Raw genomic sequence first — 16,944 nt, forward strand, 5'->3', positions numbered from 1 at the left:
GTGCTCGGTGCTCGGTGCTCGGTGGGCCCCGTGGGGATCGAACCCACAACCCGCGGATTAAAAGTCCGCTGCTCTGCCAATTGAGCTAGAGGCCCCGGATGCGTCCTCTGCCGTACTGCGGCCCGGACGCCCGCGCCGTGCCGCGATGACGCGGTCCGAGCCTATCCGCGGCCCGGGGGCCGCTCCGGTCGACGCAGCGCGGCGTCGAGGGTCAGCCGCGTCCGCGCCGGCCGTCCATCACCACCACGGTGCGGCACATCTTGTCGGCGAAGGTCTGTCGCTTCGGGTCCCACAGCGGCCAGAGGTAGCCGACGTACATCGCGGCCCCGTCGACGTAGTGCGCCAGGTCCCGCACGAACGCCATGCCGGCGCCCATCGGCGCCATCGTCTGCTCGTTGACCAGGCGCAGACCGACCAGCTGCTTGCCCAGCGACTGGCCGGTGCGGCCCTGCCGGAAGGCGCGGTTCCAGATGGTGAACGCCAGACCGGCGAGGCTGCACAGCACCAGGACCAGGTAGGCCGTCCCGAAGATCGGGAAGGTCTGCATCGAGGCGGTTCCCTGCTCGGCAGACGCGGCCATGGTGCGGATGAACGTGATGTATCCCGGCAGCCAGACAGCCACACCGATGAGGCCGAGCAGGCCCGGGACGGCCTGGTCCACGAGGTGGGCCGCGACGCGGTAGGGCCACGTGGCCAGCGGGGGCAGCGGCACGAACGGGTAGGCCGCCGACGGGTAGCCGTAGGGAGTGCCGTAGGCCGGCGCTGGCGGGTACGCGTTCGTCGGCGGGTAGGGCTGGGCGGACGGGTAGCGCTGGGCCGGTGGGTAGGGCTGGGTCGGCGGATAGGGGCCGGCGGCCGGGTATCCCGTCGGTGCCGCCGGGTACGGCGGCGGCCCGCTCGGCTGCGGCGCGAACGGGTTGGTGCCGTCGGCCGGCCGGTCGGGGGCGTGCTCGTCGTGCGGGGTCATCGCTGCTCCCTGGGGCGTCGGGCGGGCATCCGGCGCGAGTATGGCAGCGCGCCGAGCCCCTGGTCGCGAGGCACGGGGGTACGTCGCCGCGTGGGTGCGTGCGGGCGTGGCAGCCTCTGATCCACCGCCACGGACGGGAGGACGCATGGACCGCATCGCGGCGCTGCCCAAGGTGGAGCTGCACCTGCACATCGAGGGGACGCTGGAGCCGGAGCTGATCGCCGACCTGGCCGCCCGGCACGGCATCGAGGTGCCGTTCGGCTCGTTGGCGGCGCTGCGGTCCCGCTACGAGTTCGAGGACCTGAGCAGCTTCCTCGATCTCTACTACGCCAACCTGGTGGTGCTGCGCACGCCCGACGACTTCGCCGAGCTCGCCCGCGCCTACCTGCGGCGGGCGGCGGCCGGCGGGGTGCGGCACGCGGAGATCTTCTTCGACCCGCAGGCGCACCTGGCCAGCGGTGTGCCGCTGCGTGACGTGGTCGACGGGCTCGTGGAGGGCTGCCGCGCGGGGGCGGTCGAGACGGGGACGACGAGCGCGCTGATCGCCTGCTTCCTGCGGGACCGGAGCGCCGTGGAGGCCGTCGACGTGCTGGAGCAGCTGGTCGCCATGGACGCGCCGATCATCGGGATCGGCCTCGACTCGGCGGAGGTGGGCAACCCGCCGTCGCGGTTCGCCGCCGTGTACGCCCGTGCCGCGGAGCTCGGCCTGCACCGGGTGGCGCACGCCGGGGAGGAGGGCGGACCGGAGTACGTGCGCGAGGCGCTGGACCTGCTCGGCGTCGAGCGCGTCGACCACGGCATCAGGGCCGTCGAGGACGCGGACCTGCTGCACCGTCTGGCAGTCGAACGGGTGCCGCTGACGGTGTGCCCGCTGTCGAACGTCCGCCTGCACGCCGTCCCGGCGCTGGCCGCGCACCCGCTCTCGCGCCTGATGGCCGCAGGTGTGGTGACGACGATCAGCTCCGACGACCCCGCGTACTTCGGCGGGTACGCCGAGGACAACTACACGGCGGTCGCGGCGCAGCTGGGCCTGACCGACGACGACCTGGCAGGGCTGGCGCGCAACGCGGTGCAGGCCAGCTTCCTGCCGCCGGAGCGCAAGCGGGCGCTGGAGGACGAGATCGACGGGTGGCTGGCGGCCCGCTGACCCGGGTGCCTGACCCGCTGCACGGCCCCGCCCGACGAGCTGGCGGGGGGGGGGGGCCACCGGCGGCCGACCGGCTACCGGCGGGGCTCGCGGATCAGCTCCTCGAGCGGCAGGATCGCCGCGCCGACGGCCACGGTGTCGCCGCCGAAGGTCGACGGCAGCAGCTCGAACTGCGAGCCGGGGCGCTCGAGCGAGCTGGCCCGGACCGCCGTCTCGATGCGACCGGCGAGCGCGTCCATCAGCCGGATGCCCACCCAGCCGCCCACCACGATCCGCGCCGGGTTGGTGAGGTTGACCAGGTTCGCCAGGCCGTAGCCGAGCGCCTCGATCGCGTCGTCCACCACCGCCACCGCGGCCGCGTCACCGGCGGCCGACGCGTCGAGCAGCTGCCCGACGGCACGCCAGCCGGTGCCCTCGAAGCTGCCGCCGGCCTCCGCCCACGCGTCGAGCATCGCCTGCGCGCCGACGTACGCCTCGATGCAGCCACGACCGCCGCACCGGCACAGCCGACCACCCCGCTGCACCTTGGTGTGGCCCCACTCGCCGGCGCTGGAGTGCGACCCGGCCTGCAGCCGCCCCTCCTGGATCAGCCCGACGCCGACGCCGCGGCCCAGCAGCGCCACCACGGCGTGGTCGATGCCGCGGGCGGCACCGAACCACTGCTCGGCCTTGGCCTGCGTCTTGCCGCCGTTGTCGGCGAACACCGGCACGTCCAGCGGCAGCAGCTCGTCGATGACCACCGGCGGCCAGCCCAGGCTCTGGGCGTACAGCGTCTGCACGCCGTCGTCCGTCTCGACGATGCCCGGCATCGCCAGCCCCACGCCGAGCACGCGCGGCCACTCGTCGGCGTGCCGCTGCTGCAGTGCGGCCACCGCCTCGCGCAGGTCGCGGCCGATCGCCACCGGGTCCTCCTCGGCGCGACCGCCGCGGAACTCCTGGTCGACGGGGGTCATGGTCAGGTCGAACAGCTCGACGGCCACCCCGCGCTCGCCGATGTCCGCGCCGATGCTGTACGCGCCGTCGGGCCGCGGCTCGATCAGGGCGATCGGGCGGCCGCCGCCGGAGGCGACCGTGCCGGTCTCGTGCACCAGACCCTCGGCGACCAGGTCGGCGACCAGGTTGGCGGCGCTCGCGGGGGACAGGCCGCAGTCGCGGGCGATGTCGGCACGGGTGGTGCGGCGGTTGAGGATCACGTGCTGCAGCACGGCGGAGCGGTTGCGCAGGCGCAGCGTGGTGACGGTGGCCTGGTCGCCACCGTTCCGCGGCCGTCCGGGCAGGTCGGTCGTCATCGGGCCTCGTCGTCGGTCTGGTCGTCTGTGCGGACGATACGCAGCAGGGTCGCGTCGGTGCGGGCGATCGCCCGCAGCCCTCGCGGTGCCGGTTCGAGGGTGACGGTGCCGCCGTCGAGCAGCACAGGCGCGTAGGGCAGTGCGGGCCCGGCATCGGTCAGCTCGAACTCGAGCCAGTCGCCGGCCGCGAGCCGCACGCCCAGGTCGCGGTCGGGGCGCACCGCGGGGTCCAGGTCGTGCGTGAAGGGGTTCTCCGGCAGCGGCCCGGTGCCGGTCCAGGTCAGCGCTGAGGCATCGTCCGCTCGCGCCACCTCGAACGCGCTCGGCAGCGCGACGGAGTACGACGTGCCGGCACCCCGGAACCCGTACCCCCAGGCGGGGAGCACTGCGGGCCGCTCACCGGTGACGGCCGCGAGCACGTCCGGCTGCCAGTCCGCCGCCTCGACGCGGACGTTGCGCACCAGCTCGTCGAGCACCGCGCCCGCCTCGGTGCCGGTCAGCTGCGCCGGCCCCTGCGCGCTCGCGACGAACCTGTCCCAGCCTTCGGGCGGGTGGACGCTGACCGGCGACGTCGCCGTGTCCAGCTTCTTCCACGTCCACAGGTTCCAGCCGATGCCGAACGTCTCGTACAGCCGGAACGCGGTGTACAGCCAGTCGAGGTGGTTCTCGCCGCCCTCGCCCATGTACAGCGGCAGGCCCAGCTCGTCGCGCACCCGCAGGTACGGCTCGATGCTGGCCACGTCGGGCGCGGACCAGTACTTGTGGAAGTGCAGCACCGCGTTGTCGTCCCAGCGCTGGGTGAACGCCGTGAAGTTGGTCGCCCAGTGCGAGCCCTCGTACTGGATCAGGTGCGCCTGGTCCACCTCGCGCACCGTCGCCGTCAGGTCCCGGTACAGCGCGACCAGCTGGTCCGCGAGCTGGTGCTGCCACTCGTTGGGCAGCGGCTCGTTGAGCAGGTCGTAGCCCAGCACGGTCGGCTCGTCGGCGTACCGCGAGGCCAGGTCGTGCCACAGCCGCAGCGTCAGCTCGCGGTAGCGCGGCTCGAGGAACAGCTCCGGCAGGCCGCGGGGGGAGTCGTCGATGTTGGTGCCCGTCTGGCCGCCGGGGGCGCCGTGCAGGTCGAGCAGCACGCGCAGCCCGTGGGTGCGGCACCAGCCGATCACCCGGTCCAGCAGCGCGTAGCCCGCCTCGATCGGCTCGCCGGCCTCGTCCTGCACCACCCGGGAGTTGATCGGCACCCGCACGTGGTCCAGCCCGCTCGCGGCGATCCGCGCGATGTCGGCCTCGGTGACGAAGGCGTCCCGGTAGGCGTGCCAGAAACGCTCGGCGGCGGCGGGCCCGACGAGCCGCGCCACCAGCGCCTCGATCTCCCGCGGGGACTGCGCCCCGTCGCCGAGCCGCCACATGTACCCCTCGGGCAGCAGCCAGCCGCCCAGCGCCACGCCGCGCAGCAGCAGCGGCCGCCCGGCGCCGTCGATGATCTGCCCGTCCTCGACGTGGACGAACCCCGTCGTCGTCGAGACGCCCCCTGCTGCGATGGTGCTCACGCGTGCGCTCCTGCTCTGGTGCGGCTCATTTGAGGCCCGACAGGGCGAAGCCCTGGACGATGTGGCGCTGGAAGACGACGAACACGACGAGCACCGGCACGACCATCAGCGACGCCGCGGCCATCTGCAGCGACGGGTTGGTGGCGACCTGCTGGTTCAGCAGCGCGATGCCGACGGACAGCGTGTAGAGGTTCTGGTCGGAGGCGATCACCAGCGGCCACAGGAAGCTGTTCCACCCGGTGATGAAGGTCAGCACCACCTGGACCGCCAGGATCGGGCGGGACATCGGCAGCACGATGCGGGCGAAGATCCGCCCCTCGCCGGCGCCGTCGATCCGCGCCGCCTCGATGACCTCCGTCGGGATGGTCGTCATGAACTGCCGGAACAGGAACACCCCGAACGCGCTGACCAGGGTCGGCAGCGCGATGCCGACCAGGGTGTTGGTCAGGCCCATCCCGTTGAGGATCAGGTAGGTGGGGATCATCGTCACCTGGACCGGGATCATCATCGTGGTCAGGACCAGGAAGAAGATCGGCTCCTTGCCGCGGAACGTGAACTTGGCGAACCCGTACCCGGCCATCGCCATCAGCAGCAGGCCGACCATGCTGATCAGCACCACGCCGAGCGTGTTGAGCAGGTAGCGGCCGAAGTCGAGCTGGCGCACCAGCTGCGTGAAGTACTGCAGCGTCAGCTGCTGCGGCAGCAGGTGCGGCGGGTACGCCATCGACTCCCGGCGCGGCTTGAGCGCCGAGACGATCATCCAGGCGAACGGGAACGCGGTGGCCAGGGCGCCGACCGACAGCACCACGCCGGTGACCCAGGGGTGCCGGCGGCGCCGTCGCCGGGCCGGGGTGGCAGCCGGCGTGACGACCGGGCGGGCCAGGGTCTCAGTACTCGACATCGCTCCGCCTCCCGCGCAGCTGCAGCACCGTGATGACGGCGATGACGACGAACAGCACGACGGAACCGGCGCTGGCGTAGCCGAACCGCGCCCCGGCGAAGCCCTGCTGGAACAGGAACAGGGAGATCGACGTCGACGCGCCCAGCGGACCGCCCTTGGTCAGCACGAACGCCTCGTCGAAGAACTGCAGCCACGCGATCACGGTGGTGACGGTGACGAAGAGGATGGCGAACCGCAGCAGCGGCAGCACCACGGACCAGGTGGTGCGCAGGCGCGACGCGCCATCGAGGGCGGCCGCCTCGAGGTACTCCTTGGGCACTCCCTGCAGCGCCGCCAGGAAGATCACGGTGTTCAGGCCGGTGCCGCGCCAGATCGCCACCAGCGCGACGGACACCTTCACCAGGCCCGGGCTGGACAGCCAGGGCACGGGGCCGAGCCCGACGAGGGAGAGCAGGTAGTTCACGAGCCCGAACTGGGTGTTGTACAGGTACCCCCACACCAGCGCGATCGCGACGATGCCGGTGATCGCCGGCAGGAAGTACAGGGACCGCAGGAACCGGAAGAACCGGCTCTGCGACCGGTTGAGCAGCAGCGCGATCGCCAGCGAGATCACGACGACCGACGGCACGCCGACCACTACGTAGAACGCCGTGTTCCGCATCGCCTGCCAGAACGCCGCGTCGCCGAACAGCTCCGCGTAGTTGGCCAGGCCGACGCCCCGCACCCGGGACACGTCTCCCAGGCCGGCGGCGTCCAGGTCGGTCAGGCTGACGGCGCCCGCCACCAGGATCGGCAGCACGCCGAACGCCAGCAGCAGCAGGGTCGCCGGGCCGACCAGGACGTACGGCGTCGCACGGGGTCGCACGGGGTTCAGCTCCTTTCGGTGGTGCGTCGACGGACGGTGGCCCGGTGGTGGAGGAGGCGCCCACCACCGGGCCACCGCGGCGTCCTCAGCCGATCGACTGGCCCTTGGTGGCCGCGAACAGAGCCGTGAGCGCGGTCTCCTTGTCGGTGCCCTTGAGGGCGATCGAGTTGAGGGCGTCGAGGAGCGCCTTGCCCGTGGCGCCGTCCCAGTTGGGGACCAGCGGCACGATCTTGGCGTTGGCCAGCTGTGCGGCGTAGACCGACACGAGCGGGTCGGAGGTCAGCGCGTTGTCGGCCAGTGCCGCCTTGGCGGTCGGCAGGTCGCCGTTCAGCTGGAACCACTTCACCTGGGTGGCCGGGGTGGACAGGTAGTCCAGCAGCGCGAGCGCCGCGTCCTTGTGGGCGGTCTTGGCCCAGACGGCCATGTTCGAGCCGGCCAGCAGGGACGTGTTGGTGGTGCCCTTCGGCAGCTGCGCGACGGACCACTTGCCGGCCAGGTCCGGTGCGGCGTCCTTGATCGCGGCGGCCAGGTAGGGACCGGAGACGAGCATCGGCGCGGCGCCGGAGACGAAGCCCTGCGTCTGGTCGAAGTCACCGGCGGTGGGCACGCTCTTGTCCGCGTACAGCCCGGTGTACAGGTCGACCGCCTTGCGGAACTCGGGGGTGTCGAAGTTGACCTTGCCGTCGGCGCCGATGATGTCGCCGCCGAAGTCCCAGGTCATCTCCACCGGCAGCGGGCTGTCCCACTGCGGGATGTAGTAGCCGTACTTGCCGGCACCGCGGGCCGCCAGCTTCTTGGCGTCGGCCCGCAGCTCGTCCCAGGTGGCCGGCGGCGTGCTGATGCCGGCGGCGCTGAGGATGTCCGACCGGTAGAACAGCACCCGGGTGTCGGCGATCCACGGGACGCTGACCACCTTGCCGCCCACGGCGGTGGCCTTGCCGGCGACCCCGTCGAGGAAGTTCGAGCTCGCCAGGTTCGCGTGGCCGGCCAGCGTCGCGTCGTCGAGGGTGAGCAGCGCGCCCGTGTCGGCGTAGGTGCGCAGCTTGGACAGGCCGACCTGCACCACGTCCGGGCCGTCACCGGAGGCGACCGCCGTCGTCATCTTCTGGTCGACGCTGTCCCAGGGGATCGCCACCGTCTTGACCTTGATCCCGGTGGACTGCGTGAACGGGGCGACCAGCGTGTCGAACTTGGTGGTCGCGTCGCCCATGACCCAGACGGTCAGCGGGCCGGTCGGCGCGGCGGAGGAGGACCCGGTGCCGCCGGAGGTTGCCTGCGGCGTGGTCGCACCGCCGGACGAGCAGGCCGCGAGGGCCAGTACCGCAGCGAGCCCGGCGGGCACCAGCGCGCGCCGGACGGAGGAGTTCGCCATCGAAGGATCCCTTTCAGTGGGTGCAGCGCACGCCGAGGGTGGGGTGGGACCGGTCAGCAGCCCGACGCGGGCCGGGTCGCGCGTCGCCGTGCCGACAGCTGTGTCGGATGGGCGTCGCGGCGTCGTCACCGTCGCCGAGAGGCTTATTACACGACTTAGGCTAAGGCGTAGAGATAGCCTGCGCAAGCCCTTTGTTCGGCGACTGCGCCGCGCGCCAGCTCTCGAGGCGCTGGCGGTCCCAGAGGTCGGGCGCTCACCGCCTGGGAGACTGTGGGGTCGTCGACGAAGGAGGATCCGGTGGAGCTCGACCTCGAGGCCGCACTGGCGGACGGTCGCACCGAGTACCAGAAGATGGTGGCCGGCGACTGGTACCGCTACCGCTTCGGTCCCGAGCTCGGCGACCTGACCACCGCCACGCAGCGCGCGTGCCGCCGCATCACGGCGCTGTACGACGAGGACCGCGAGGCCGCCGCCGCGATGTTCCGCGAGCTGCTCGGCACCGTCGGCGAGGGCGTCGACTTCCGTCCGCCGTTCTACCTCGACTACGGCCACCGCCTCCACCTCGGCGACCGGACGTTCGTCAACGCCGACTTCCTCACGCTCGGCGGCGGCGATATCCGCATCGGTGCCGACGTGCTGATCGGCCCGAGCGTGCGCCTGTACACCCCCACCCACGTGCTCGACCCCGAGCTGCGGCCGCAGGGCTGGGAGCGGGTCTCGCCGATCACCATCGAGGACGGTGTGTGGCTGGGCGGCAGCGTGGTCGTGTGCCCGGGGGTCACCATCGGTGCGCGGTCCGTCGTCGGCGCGGGGTCCGTGGTGACCAAGGACGTGCCGCCCGACGTCGTCGTCGCCGGCAACCCGGCGCGGGTCGTCCGTTCCCTGGCGGACGCCGGCGACTGACCGCCCCGGCGCCCGCCGCGCTGCTCGGGACGGAGTCCCTGACGTCGGGCTCGGGGTCAGGCCGTCGTGGCGGGCTGGCTGTGCCGCCAGTCGAGCATCACCCTGGTCAGCCGGCGTGACGCCTCGGCGAAGCTGCCACCGGGCTCGATCGCGGTGGTCGCTGCCACCAGGTCTCCGCTGGAGATCAGCGTGAGGACGCGGGCGGCCTCCCGGTGGAACTGCGCGTGCAGCGACCCGGCCTCGCGGTGCGCGTGCTCGTCGGCGGCGCCCGGCTGCAGGTCGCGGAGCCAGCGGCCGAACGCGCAGGCGTCGGACCTCGCCACGGTGGCGACGTCCTCGTCGTGGGAACGCCGGGCGACGGCTGACGCGAGCCGACGCTTCCAGTCGCCGTGGGCGCCGATCGCCTTGGTGATCTGGCCACGGACCGATGCCGTTGCCGCTCCGGCCTCGGCCGACACGGTGAAGCGCGCAGCGGTGCGGACCAGGTCCATCGACGTCTTGCTGAGGTCGTCGCTCAGCGCGAGGGTATGCCCGACCCCTTCGCGGGCGGCCGCCGCGGCCTTCGCCACGGCGCTGATGCTCTCCGCGATCCCGTCCGCACCCTGCGCGGCCTCGGAGATGTTGCGGCTGATCTCGTTGGTGGTCGCCGTCTGCTCCTCGACCGCTGTGGCGATGGTCTGCTGGGTCTCGTTGATCCGTTCGATGATCCCCGAGACCTCGGCGATCGCGTCGGCGGCGGCCTGCGAGTCCGTCTGGATGGCCTCGATGCGCCGCCCGATGTCCTCCGTCGCCTGGGCCGTCTCCCGGGCCAGGTCCTTCACCTCGCCCGCGACCACGGCGAAGCCCTTGCCCGCCTCCCCGGCGCGAGCGGCCTCGATGGTCGCGTTGAGCGCCAGGAGGTTCGTCTGCTCGGCGATCGAGGTGATCAGCTTCACCACGTTGCCGATCTCCGCGGACGACGAGCCGAGCCGTGCGACCGTCGAGTTCGCGGTGCGCGCGGTGCTGACGGCGCCGGACGCGATGCCGACCGCCGTGCTCGTGCTCTGCGCGATCTCCCGGATGGACGCGCTCATCTCCTCGGTGGCAGCCGCCACGGTCCGCACGTTGCTCGAGACCTGCTCGGCGGCCGCGGCCAGCACCTCGGAGCGCTCGGCGGTCTCCTTCGCGCTCGAGTGGATCTCCGCAGCCGCGACGGTCAGCTCCTCCGCGCCGGCCGCCAGCCCGCTCGAGCCGACCGCGACGGTCCCGACGGTGGTCGACAGCGAGTCCGCCATCACGCCGTAGCGGCGCACCAGCTCACCGAACTCGTCGCGACGCGTGTCACGGCCGCGCTTCGCCAGGTCGCCGGCGGCACCGGCGTCGAGCAGCTCGTGCAGCTCCCGCAGGCCCGTGGTCACGAGGCGGACCAACCACCACGCGCTGGCGGCGACGACCAGCCCCGCGACGGTGACCCCCAGGGTGAGGTTCCGCGTGGCCTGTCCGGCGGCTGCGGACGCTCCTGGAGCGGCGGCGGCCACGGAATGGACGCCGGCCACGCCGATCACCGCGACGCCGACCAGCAGGAGGAGCAGGACCGCCGAGCAGGTGACCAGTCGACAACGGAACCCGGACACTCACGCGCCTTTCTCGACATTCGGTGCACGGTGCACCTGGCCGTACCATCGGCGGTCCGTGCCGGATGCTGAGACGGCCACGCCGTCGCCCGGTCAGTCGCCGGCGACCAGCGGCAGGTGCCGCACGCTGGTGAAACGCCGCTCGCGCCCGTCGACCGGGTCGGTGAACGCCAGCTCGCCGGCGAGCAGCTGCAGCGGCCGGCTGAAGTCGTCGACCGCAATGGCGCGCACCTGCGGGTAGAGCGGGTCGTCGACGATCGGGATGCCGAGGCCGTGCAGGTGCAGGCGCAGCTGGTGGGTGCGGCCGGTACGCGGGGAGAGGCGGTACACACCGTGCTCACCGAGGCGTCGCTCGAGCTCGACGAGGGTCTCGGCGTTCACCGGCGCGTCGGGGACCACCTCGGCACGCCACTGCCCGCGCTCCTTGCGGAGGTGGTTGCGCACCACCGTGGGGAGCTGCAGCTCGGGGTTCAGCGGCGCGAGCGCCCAGTACGTTTTGCGCATGCCCCGGTGCTCGAAGACGCCCTGGTAGGGCGCTCGCCAGCGACGTTCGGTGGCGAGCATGAGCAGGCCCGACGTCACCCGGTCGAGGCGGTGCACGGGGGACAGCTCCGGCAGCCCCAGCTCGTCCCGCAGGCGCACGACGACGCTCTGTGTCACGTGCCGACCACGCGGGATCGACGAGAGGAACGGCGGCTTGTCGATGACGACCAGCCGCTCGTCAAGGTGCACCACGTGGACGGTCCCCGGCACCTCCGGCTCGTCACGCAGGTCGCGGTGGAACCAGACGAAGGTGTGCGGCGTGTACGGGTCCTCGTCGTGCACCGCGCGACCGGCCTGGTCCACGAAGCGGCCCGCCGCGAGCATCCGGTCGACGTCGACGTGCTCCGGCAGCTTGTGCCGCAGCCACACGCCCATGGTGGGCCACGGCTGCCGGCCGGCGGGGTCGCGGTCCGCGGTGCGCAGCCATGCGGCGGCCAGCCCGTGGCGGGGCGGCAGGGGTGAACGCGGCGGCACCCGCCGATGGTAGGAGCCGGGGACGGTCCCGCCGGCGGCCGGCCCTAGCCGACCGGAAGCCCGACGCGGGCGGCCTCCAGGCTCCGCCGCAGCGCGGCGAGCGCGGCACCCGCGGAGCGGACCTGCTCGGCGCTGAGCGCCGTGCCGACCAGCTCGGCGAGCCGGGCGTCGAACGTGCGCTCCGCCGCCGCCACCAGCGCCGCACCGCGCGCGGTCAGGCTGATCAGCGAGGAGCGTCCGTCGGCGGGGTTGGGCTGCCGTGAGACCAGGCCGCGGGCCTCGAGCCGGTCGGTGCCCTTGCTCATCGCGCCGACGCCGGCCGCGAACGCCGTGGCCGCGTCGCCGACGCGGGAGCCCGGGTGGTCGCGGAGCCAACGCAGCAGCTCGAGCTGCGAGGTGACGATGCCGTGCTCGGCGCGCAGCGCCTCGCCGAGGGCGTTGTACAGGCGGGTCTCGCAGCGGACCAGGTCGTCGAACAGGGCGGACAGCTCGCCCGCCGGCAATGTCGTTGCCACGGCATACAGTCTAGTGATGCATGCCGCGGCATACAGATGGCTGAGGCGAGGAGACGAGGAGCTGGTCATGAGCAGGGCACAACGAGCCGCGCTGGACGCGATGCTGCGCGCCGCCCCGGCGCCGGAGGGACCGCAGACGGTCGACCAGCTGCGCGCCGGGTTCGCGGCGATGATGGCGGCGTTCGCCGTGCCGGGCGGCGTGCGGCAGACGGCCACGGAGCTGGCCGGGGTGCCGGCCGTGATCGTCGAGCCAGAGGCGCAGCCCGCGGGCGGGACGGGTGGCACGATCCTGTACCTCCACGGCGGCTCCTTCGTCGTCGGGTCGCCCCGGACCGCGATGGCGCTGACGGCGCACCTGGTGCTCCGCACCGGCACCCGGGCGATCTCGCTGGACTACCGGCTCGCGCCCGAGCACCCGTTCCCCGCTGCGATCGAGGACGGCCTCGCCGCCTACCGCGCCCTGCTGGACGACGGAACGCCCGCTGGGTCGATCGCGTTCGCCGGCGACTCCGCCGGCGGCGGCCTGACCGTCACCACCTGCCTCGCGGCGCGCGACGCCGGTCTGCCGATGCCGGCGGCGATCGTGGCGTTCTCCCCGGGGCTCGACCACACGCGTTCCGGCGCGAGCATGACGACGAAGGACGGCCTCGACCCGTACTTCACGCCGGAGGCGATGCGCCGCACCGGCGAGCTGTACCTCGCGGGGGCGGATCCGGCGCAGCCGCTGCTGGCCCCGGCGGTGCACGCCGACCTCACCGGGTTGCCGCCGATGCTGCTGCAGGTGGGCACCCACGAGCTGCTGCTGGACGACTCCGTGCGCCTGGCCCGACGGGCGGTCGACGCGGACGTCGACGTGGTGCTCGACGTCACGGCCGGCGTGCCGCACGTGTTCCCGGCGTTCGTCGGGACGCTCGGGGAGGCCGACCGGGCGTTGGACCGTGCGGCGCTGTTCCTGCGACAGCACCTGGAGGCTCCGGCAGGGACGCTGCACTGAGCTGCGCGGTTGCGGATACCCCCTCGGGTATCGTCGTCCGGTCGGTCGAACCAGATCGGCCGACGACTACCCGGAGGGCCGATGATCCCCAGCGTTCTCGCCACGACGGAGCCGCGCCGCACGCTGCGCGCCGCCGCGCTCGCGCTCCGCGGGTGGACGCCCCGGCAGGCCGGTGCCGCGGTGCTGCTCACCCTGGCCTTCGCAGTGCTGCTCGGCGTCCCGACCGTGCTGATCCCCAACCCGGTGTTCGGCCGCGAGGTGCCGCCCCAGACATGGAGCTACGTCACGTGGGTGCTGTCCTCGGCGCTCGCCGGCATGCTCGCCGCGACGTACGTCCGGCCGGCGCCGATCCTGGAGAGCGGTGCGCCGGTGACGCCGACGCAGGACGACGCCACGTCGGCCGAGGTGGCGGCCGGGCCGGCAGCCACCGACCGGCCGAGCCGCTGGGGCCTGGCCGGTGGCGCGTTGACCTGGTTCGCCGTCGGCTGCCCGGTGTGCAACAAGATCGCGCTGCTGGCTCTCGGCTACGCCGGCACGATGCGGTGGTTCGCCCCCGCGCAGCCGGTGCTGGCCGTCGTCGCGGTGGCGATGACCGCCGGGGCGCTCGTCGTCCGGCTGCGTGGACAGGTGCTGTGCCGCGCCTACCCGAGGCGCTGACCGCTCGGCGCCAGCGGCAGCCGGATCGTCACCGTGGTGCCGGCACCCTCGTCGGACGCCACCTCGATCGTCCCGCCGTGCGCGACGACCACCTCGCGCGCCACCGCGAGCCCGATGCCCGACCCCGCGACCCGCGCCGCCGCCCGGCCACGCCACAGCCGGTCGAACACGTGCGGCAGCTCGTCGGCGGGGATGCCGGGGCCGGTGTCGGCGACCTCGAGCACGGCGTGCCCGTCCGCCGTCCCCACCCGCACACCCACCCGGTCACCCGAGGTGCAGTAGCGCGCGGCGTTCGCCAGCACGTTGCCGAGCGCCTGGTGCAGCCGGTCGGCGTCGGCCAGCACGTCCACCGGGCTGTCGACGGTCAGCTCCACGTCGAGCCCGGCCGCGCGCAGCTGCGGATCGCGAGCGGCGACCTCGTCGGCGGCGAGCCGGACCAGGTCGACCGGGACCCGCTCGACGGACACGCTCGCCTCCGCCTCGGCAGCGGAGAGCTCCGCCAGGTCGGCGACGATGCGTCCCAGGCGCAGGGCCTGGTCGTGCAAGCCGGCCAGGCGGCCGGCATCCGGTTCGACGAGCCCGTCGCGCAGCTCCTCCAGACCGGCCTGCAGGGCCGCGAGCGGCGTGCGCAGCTCGTGCGCGACGTCGGCGGTGAGGTTGCGGCGGTCGCGCTCCGAGCGGCCGACGGCGTCCGCCATCGCGTTGAACGCCTGCGCCAGCTCGGCCAGCTCGCCGGGGCCTGTCACCTCCGTGCGGGCCGTCCGGTCCCCGGCCGCGAACGACCGTGCCGCCCGAGTGGTCAGCGCGATCGGACCGGTCAGCAGGCGCGTGACCACCCAGCCCGCGACGAGCGCGAGCACCAGGGCGGCGGCCGCCGCGAGGCCGACCCAGGTCCAGGCGACGTCCCGCGCGCGGGTCAGCGTCGAGACCGGGAAGACGAGCCGCACCGTGCCGACGTCCGTACCGGCCGCCGTCACCGGGGCGCTGTACACACCGGTCCCGCCCACCGGTCCGGCCGCGCCGCGGCCCTGACCCGCCTGCCCGGAGGGGCCGCCCTGCCCGCCCGGCATCCCGCCCGTGCCGGCCGCCCCACCCGGACCCACCGACTCACCGGTGGCCGAGATGACGAACAGCCGCGCGCCGGCGGCCTCCGCGACGGCGGACGCCTGGGACAGGTCCGCACCGGACCACGTGCCGGCGGCGGCGTAGGCACGCGCTGCGGCGGCCGCCGCAGCGGTGGCCGCGTCCTGCCGGGTGACGTCCTGCGACGACGACAGCCCGCGGCCCACGCCGATCAGTGCGGCCGCGGTCACGACGATCACCGAGAACGCCGTGACCAGGACGAACGCGAGCAGCAGCCGGTGGCCGACGGGCCCGAGCCGTCCGAACCGCCCGCGGCGGCTCATCGCTCGTCCCGCCGCAGACCCAGCCGGTAGCCGACGCCGAGCACCGTCTCCACGACCGTGCCCCCGTCCGCACCGAGCTTGTGCCGCAGGTTCTTCACGTGCGAGTCGATGGTGCGCTCGTAGCCGGCGTACTCGTACCCACGTACCCGGTTGACCAGCTCGTACCGCGAGAACACCCGCCCCGGCGCACCGGCCAGCGCCGCGAGGACGCCCCACTCGGTGGGCGTCAGGTCCAGCTCGCGGTCGTCGAACCGGGCGACGTGCCGAGCCTCGTCGATCCGCAGCCGGCCGCCGCCGAACGTGGGTGCCGCCGCCTCCTCAGGGGTACCTCCGCTGCGCTGCAGGATCGCCGCGACCCGCAGCACCACCTCCGCAGGGCTGAACGGCTTGGTCACGTAGTCGTCGGCACCGAGCCGCAGGCCGCGGATGCGGTCCTCGACGGCGCTGCGGGCGGTGAGCACCAGCACCGGGGTGCGGCTGCCGGAGCGGACCTCACGCAGCACGTCCGCGCCGTCGACGTCCGGCAGGCCGAGGTCGAGCACGACGAGGTCGGCGGCGGAGGTCTCGACCAGCCGCAGCGCCTCGGCACCCGAACCCGTGGTCAGCACCGCGTAGCCGGCCCGCTCGAGGTAGCGGCGCAGCACCTCGCGGATGTCCGACTCGTCCTCGACGACCAGCACGGTGGGCATGGGCTCATCCTTCTCGCCCGCGGCCGGTCACCGGTGCCCGTCGGGCATCGAGCCGCCCCCAGCGCGCAGAACTCCATCCCGTCTCCACACGGGCGGCAGCCGCGCTCCACCCGGGCCGCCGAACCTCGAGGTGCACGCAAGGACCACGACGGACATCGAGGAGCACATCATGCGAACCAGGACCCGACTGACGATCGCCGCGACGACGGGCGTCGTCGCCACGGCGCTGATCGCCGCACCGTCGCTCGCGGCGGCGCGCGGCGACGCACCCGCGCCGAGCCCGAGCGCGGGCAGCACGGCCGGCCCCGGCACGGGCGTCTGCGACGGCACGGGCGCCGGCATGCGCGCACGTGGCGGCCAGGGCACCCCCGGCGCGGGAAGCGGGCTCGGGGCGGCGAACGGCTACGGCAACGGCGCCGGACGCGGTGCGGGGCAGGGAATGGGACAGGGCATGCGTCAGGGGCCCGGTCAGGGCACCGGCACCGGCCTGACCGGCGTCGAGAGCGGCACGCTGACCGACGCGCAGAAGGCTCAGCTCGCGGCCATGGCCGAGGAGGAGCTGCTGGCGCACGACCTGTACACGGCGTTCGCTGCGGATGCGACCACCCCGGTGTTCGAGCACGTCGCCGACGCGGAGAGCCAGCACCTGATCCAGATCCGCATCCTGCTCGAGCGGTACGGCGTGGCCGACCCGAGCGCGGACCACACCACCGGCCGGTTCTCCGCGACCGACGTCCAGGCGACCTACGACCGGCTGCTCGCCGAGGGCTCCGCCTCGACGGACGCCGCCTACGCCGCGGCGCGCAGCGTCGAGCAGGCGGACATCACGGACCTGACCGACGCGAAGGCGTCGGTGACGGCGCCGGACGTGCAGCTCGTGTACAGCCACCTGCTCACGGCGTCCGAGCGGCACCTGGCGGCGTTCGGCGGCTGAGCCGGCGGAAGGCCCTGTGGTCGACGGTGGGGCGCCTTCGCCGGGAGGCGTCCCACCGTCGGAGGGGACGAGGCGTGGACCGGGTCGTGATGCCGGGCTGTCGTGATGCCGGGCTGCAGGGCCTCGCC

General features: G+C 73.6%; 16 protein-coding genes and 1 tRNA gene. 5 read left to right on the plus strand and 12 right to left on the minus strand.

What is annotated here, in order from left to right; all coding sequences use genetic code 11:
• Nucleotides 1-22: 22 nt before the first annotated feature.
• Together ACFQTY_RS09295 and ACFQTY_RS09300 are read right to left on the minus strand one after the other, a co-directional pair.
• A tRNA-Lys gene (locus ACFQTY_RS09295) sits at nt 23-95 on the minus strand.
• 116 nt (nt 96-211) lie between these two features.
• Nucleotides 212-967: an RDD family protein gene (locus tag ACFQTY_RS09300; protein WP_378099663.1), complete on the minus strand. Its 756-nt coding sequence runs from the start codon at nt 965-967 to the stop codon at nt 212-214.
• Between the two features lie 145 nt (nt 968-1,112).
• Between ACFQTY_RS09300 and ACFQTY_RS09305 the strand changes: the two genes are divergently transcribed.
• Nucleotides 1,113-2,114 (plus strand): adenosine deaminase, encoded by a 1,002-nt coding sequence (locus tag ACFQTY_RS09305; protein ID WP_378099665.1) that lies wholly within the window; start codon nt 1,113-1,115, stop codon nt 2,112-2,114.
• 74 nt (nt 2,115-2,188) lie between these two features.
• On the opposite strand, the gene ACFQTY_RS09310 is transcribed toward ACFQTY_RS09305, so the two are convergent.
• From ACFQTY_RS09310 to ACFQTY_RS09330, 5 genes are all read right to left on the minus strand, one after another.
• Nucleotides 2,189-3,403 carry an ROK family protein gene (locus ACFQTY_RS09310; RefSeq protein WP_378099667.1) on the minus strand — a complete coding sequence of 405 codons (1,215 nt, stop codon included), beginning with the start codon at nt 3,401-3,403 and terminating at the stop codon, nt 2,189-2,191.
• Complete coding sequence (locus tag ACFQTY_RS09315) at nt 3,400-4,950, minus strand: glycoside hydrolase family 5 protein (protein WP_378099669.1); 1,551 nt, start codon at nt 4,948-4,950, stop codon at nt 3,400-3,402. Before ACFQTY_RS09315 ends, ACFQTY_RS09310 begins: the two co-directional genes overlap by 4 nt.
• A 25-nt stretch (nt 4,951-4,975) precedes the next feature.
• Nucleotides 4,976-5,851 carry a carbohydrate ABC transporter permease gene (locus tag ACFQTY_RS09320; protein WP_378099671.1) on the minus strand — a complete coding sequence of 292 codons (876 nt, stop codon included), beginning with the start codon at nt 5,849-5,851 and terminating at the stop codon, nt 4,976-4,978.
• Nucleotides 5,838-6,716 (minus strand): carbohydrate ABC transporter permease, encoded by an 879-nt coding sequence (locus ACFQTY_RS09325; protein WP_378099673.1) that lies wholly within the window; start codon nt 6,714-6,716, stop codon nt 5,838-5,840. The genes ACFQTY_RS09320 and ACFQTY_RS09325 overlap by 14 nt, the downstream gene beginning before the upstream one ends.
• 85 nt (nt 6,717-6,801) lie before the next feature.
• Nucleotides 6,802-8,088 (minus strand): extracellular solute-binding protein, encoded by a 1,287-nt coding sequence (locus ACFQTY_RS09330; protein ID WP_378099675.1) that lies wholly within the window; start codon nt 8,086-8,088, stop codon nt 6,802-6,804.
• 297 nt (nt 8,089-8,385) lie between these two features.
• On the opposite strand from ACFQTY_RS09330, the gene ACFQTY_RS09335 reads away from it, so the two are divergent.
• Nucleotides 8,386-8,991, plus strand: a complete 606-nt coding sequence (locus tag ACFQTY_RS09335) for a sugar O-acetyltransferase (RefSeq protein ID WP_378099677.1) — start codon at nt 8,386-8,388, stop codon at nt 8,989-8,991.
• Between the two features lie 56 nt (nt 8,992-9,047).
• On the opposite strand, the gene ACFQTY_RS09340 is transcribed toward ACFQTY_RS09335, so the two are convergent.
• The 3 genes from ACFQTY_RS09340 to ACFQTY_RS09350 form a co-directional block, all read right to left on the minus strand.
• Nucleotides 9,048-10,604 (minus strand): methyl-accepting chemotaxis protein, encoded by a 1,557-nt coding sequence (locus ACFQTY_RS09340; protein WP_378099679.1) that lies wholly within the window; start codon nt 10,602-10,604, stop codon nt 9,048-9,050.
• Between the two features lie 93 nt (nt 10,605-10,697).
• Nucleotides 10,698-11,621: a pseudouridine synthase gene (locus ACFQTY_RS09345; RefSeq protein WP_378099681.1), complete on the minus strand. Its 924-nt coding sequence runs from the start codon at nt 11,619-11,621 to the stop codon at nt 10,698-10,700.
• Between the two features lie 44 nt (nt 11,622-11,665).
• A complete protein-coding gene (locus tag ACFQTY_RS09350) occupies nt 11,666-12,136 on the minus strand; it encodes a MarR family winged helix-turn-helix transcriptional regulator (RefSeq protein WP_378099683.1) in 471 nt (156 codons plus the stop codon).
• A gap of 67 nt (nt 12,137-12,203) precedes the next feature.
• On the opposite strand from ACFQTY_RS09350, the gene ACFQTY_RS09355 reads away from it, so the two are divergent.
• Both ACFQTY_RS09355 and ACFQTY_RS09360 read left to right on the plus strand, forming a co-directional pair.
• Nucleotides 12,204-13,130 carry an alpha/beta hydrolase gene (locus tag ACFQTY_RS09355; RefSeq protein ID WP_378099685.1) on the plus strand — a complete coding sequence of 309 codons (927 nt, stop codon included), beginning with the start codon at nt 12,204-12,206 and terminating at the stop codon, nt 13,128-13,130.
• Between the two features lie 81 nt (nt 13,131-13,211).
• Nucleotides 13,212-13,787: a hypothetical protein gene (locus tag ACFQTY_RS09360; RefSeq protein ID WP_378099687.1), complete on the plus strand. Its 576-nt coding sequence runs from the start codon at nt 13,212-13,214 to the stop codon at nt 13,785-13,787.
• Here ACFQTY_RS09360 and ACFQTY_RS09365 read toward each other — a convergent pair.
• Together ACFQTY_RS09365 and ACFQTY_RS09370 are read right to left on the minus strand one after the other, a co-directional pair.
• Nucleotides 13,772-15,193 (minus strand): ATP-binding protein, encoded by a 1,422-nt coding sequence (locus ACFQTY_RS09365; protein ID WP_378099689.1) that lies wholly within the window; start codon nt 15,191-15,193, stop codon nt 13,772-13,774. The two genes, ACFQTY_RS09360 and ACFQTY_RS09365, sit on opposite strands and share 16 nt — an antisense overlap.
• Nucleotides 15,190-15,882 (minus strand): response regulator transcription factor, encoded by a 693-nt coding sequence (locus tag ACFQTY_RS09370; protein WP_378099691.1) that lies wholly within the window; start codon nt 15,880-15,882, stop codon nt 15,190-15,192. Before ACFQTY_RS09370 ends, ACFQTY_RS09365 begins: the two co-directional genes overlap by 4 nt.
• A 169-nt stretch (nt 15,883-16,051) precedes the next feature.
• Between ACFQTY_RS09370 and ACFQTY_RS09375 the strand changes: the two genes are divergently transcribed.
• The gene (locus tag ACFQTY_RS09375; protein WP_378099693.1) at nt 16,052-16,816 is read left to right on the plus strand and encodes a DUF2202 domain-containing protein; all 765 of its coding nucleotides are present in this window, start codon (nt 16,052-16,054) and stop codon (nt 16,814-16,816) included.
• The last annotated feature ends 128 nt before the right edge of the window (nt 16,817-16,944 follow it).

It is taken from the genome of Cellulomonas sp. T2.31MG-18 (genome assembly GCF_964266755.1).
In the GTDB taxonomy this organism is placed as follows: Bacteria; Actinomycetota; Actinomycetes; order Actinomycetales; family Cellulomonadaceae; genus Cellulomonas.

Coding starts and splice junctions, on each gene's coding strand:
- ACFQTY_RS09300 (WP_378099663.1), bottom strand. CDS start 967: ATGACCCCGCACGACGAGCACGCCCCCGACCGGCCGGCCGACGGCACC.
- ACFQTY_RS09305 (WP_378099665.1), top strand. CDS start 1,113: ATGGACCGCATCGCGGCGCTGCCCAAGGTGGAGCTGCACCTGCACATC.
- ACFQTY_RS09310 (WP_378099667.1), bottom strand. CDS start 3,403: ATGACGACCGACCTGCCCGGACGGCCGCGGAACGGTGGCGACCAGGCC.
- ACFQTY_RS09320 (WP_378099671.1), bottom strand. CDS start 5,851: ATGTCGAGTACTGAGACCCTGGCCCGCCCGGTCGTCACGCCGGCTGCC.
- ACFQTY_RS09330 (WP_378099675.1), bottom strand. CDS start 8,088: ATGGCGAACTCCTCCGTCCGGCGCGCGCTGGTGCCCGCCGGGCTCGCT.
- ACFQTY_RS09355 (WP_378099685.1), top strand. CDS start 12,204: ATGAGCAGGGCACAACGAGCCGCGCTGGACGCGATGCTGCGCGCCGCC.
- ACFQTY_RS09360 (WP_378099687.1), top strand. CDS start 13,212: ATGATCCCCAGCGTTCTCGCCACGACGGAGCCGCGCCGCACGCTGCGC.
- ACFQTY_RS09365 (WP_378099689.1), bottom strand. CDS start 15,193: ATGAGCCGCCGCGGGCGGTTCGGACGGCTCGGGCCCGTCGGCCACCGG.
- ACFQTY_RS09370 (WP_378099691.1), bottom strand. CDS start 15,882: ATGCCCACCGTGCTGGTCGTCGAGGACGAGTCGGACATCCGCGAGGTG.
- ACFQTY_RS09375 (WP_378099693.1), top strand. CDS start 16,052: ATGCGAACCAGGACCCGACTGACGATCGCCGCGACGACGGGCGTCGTC.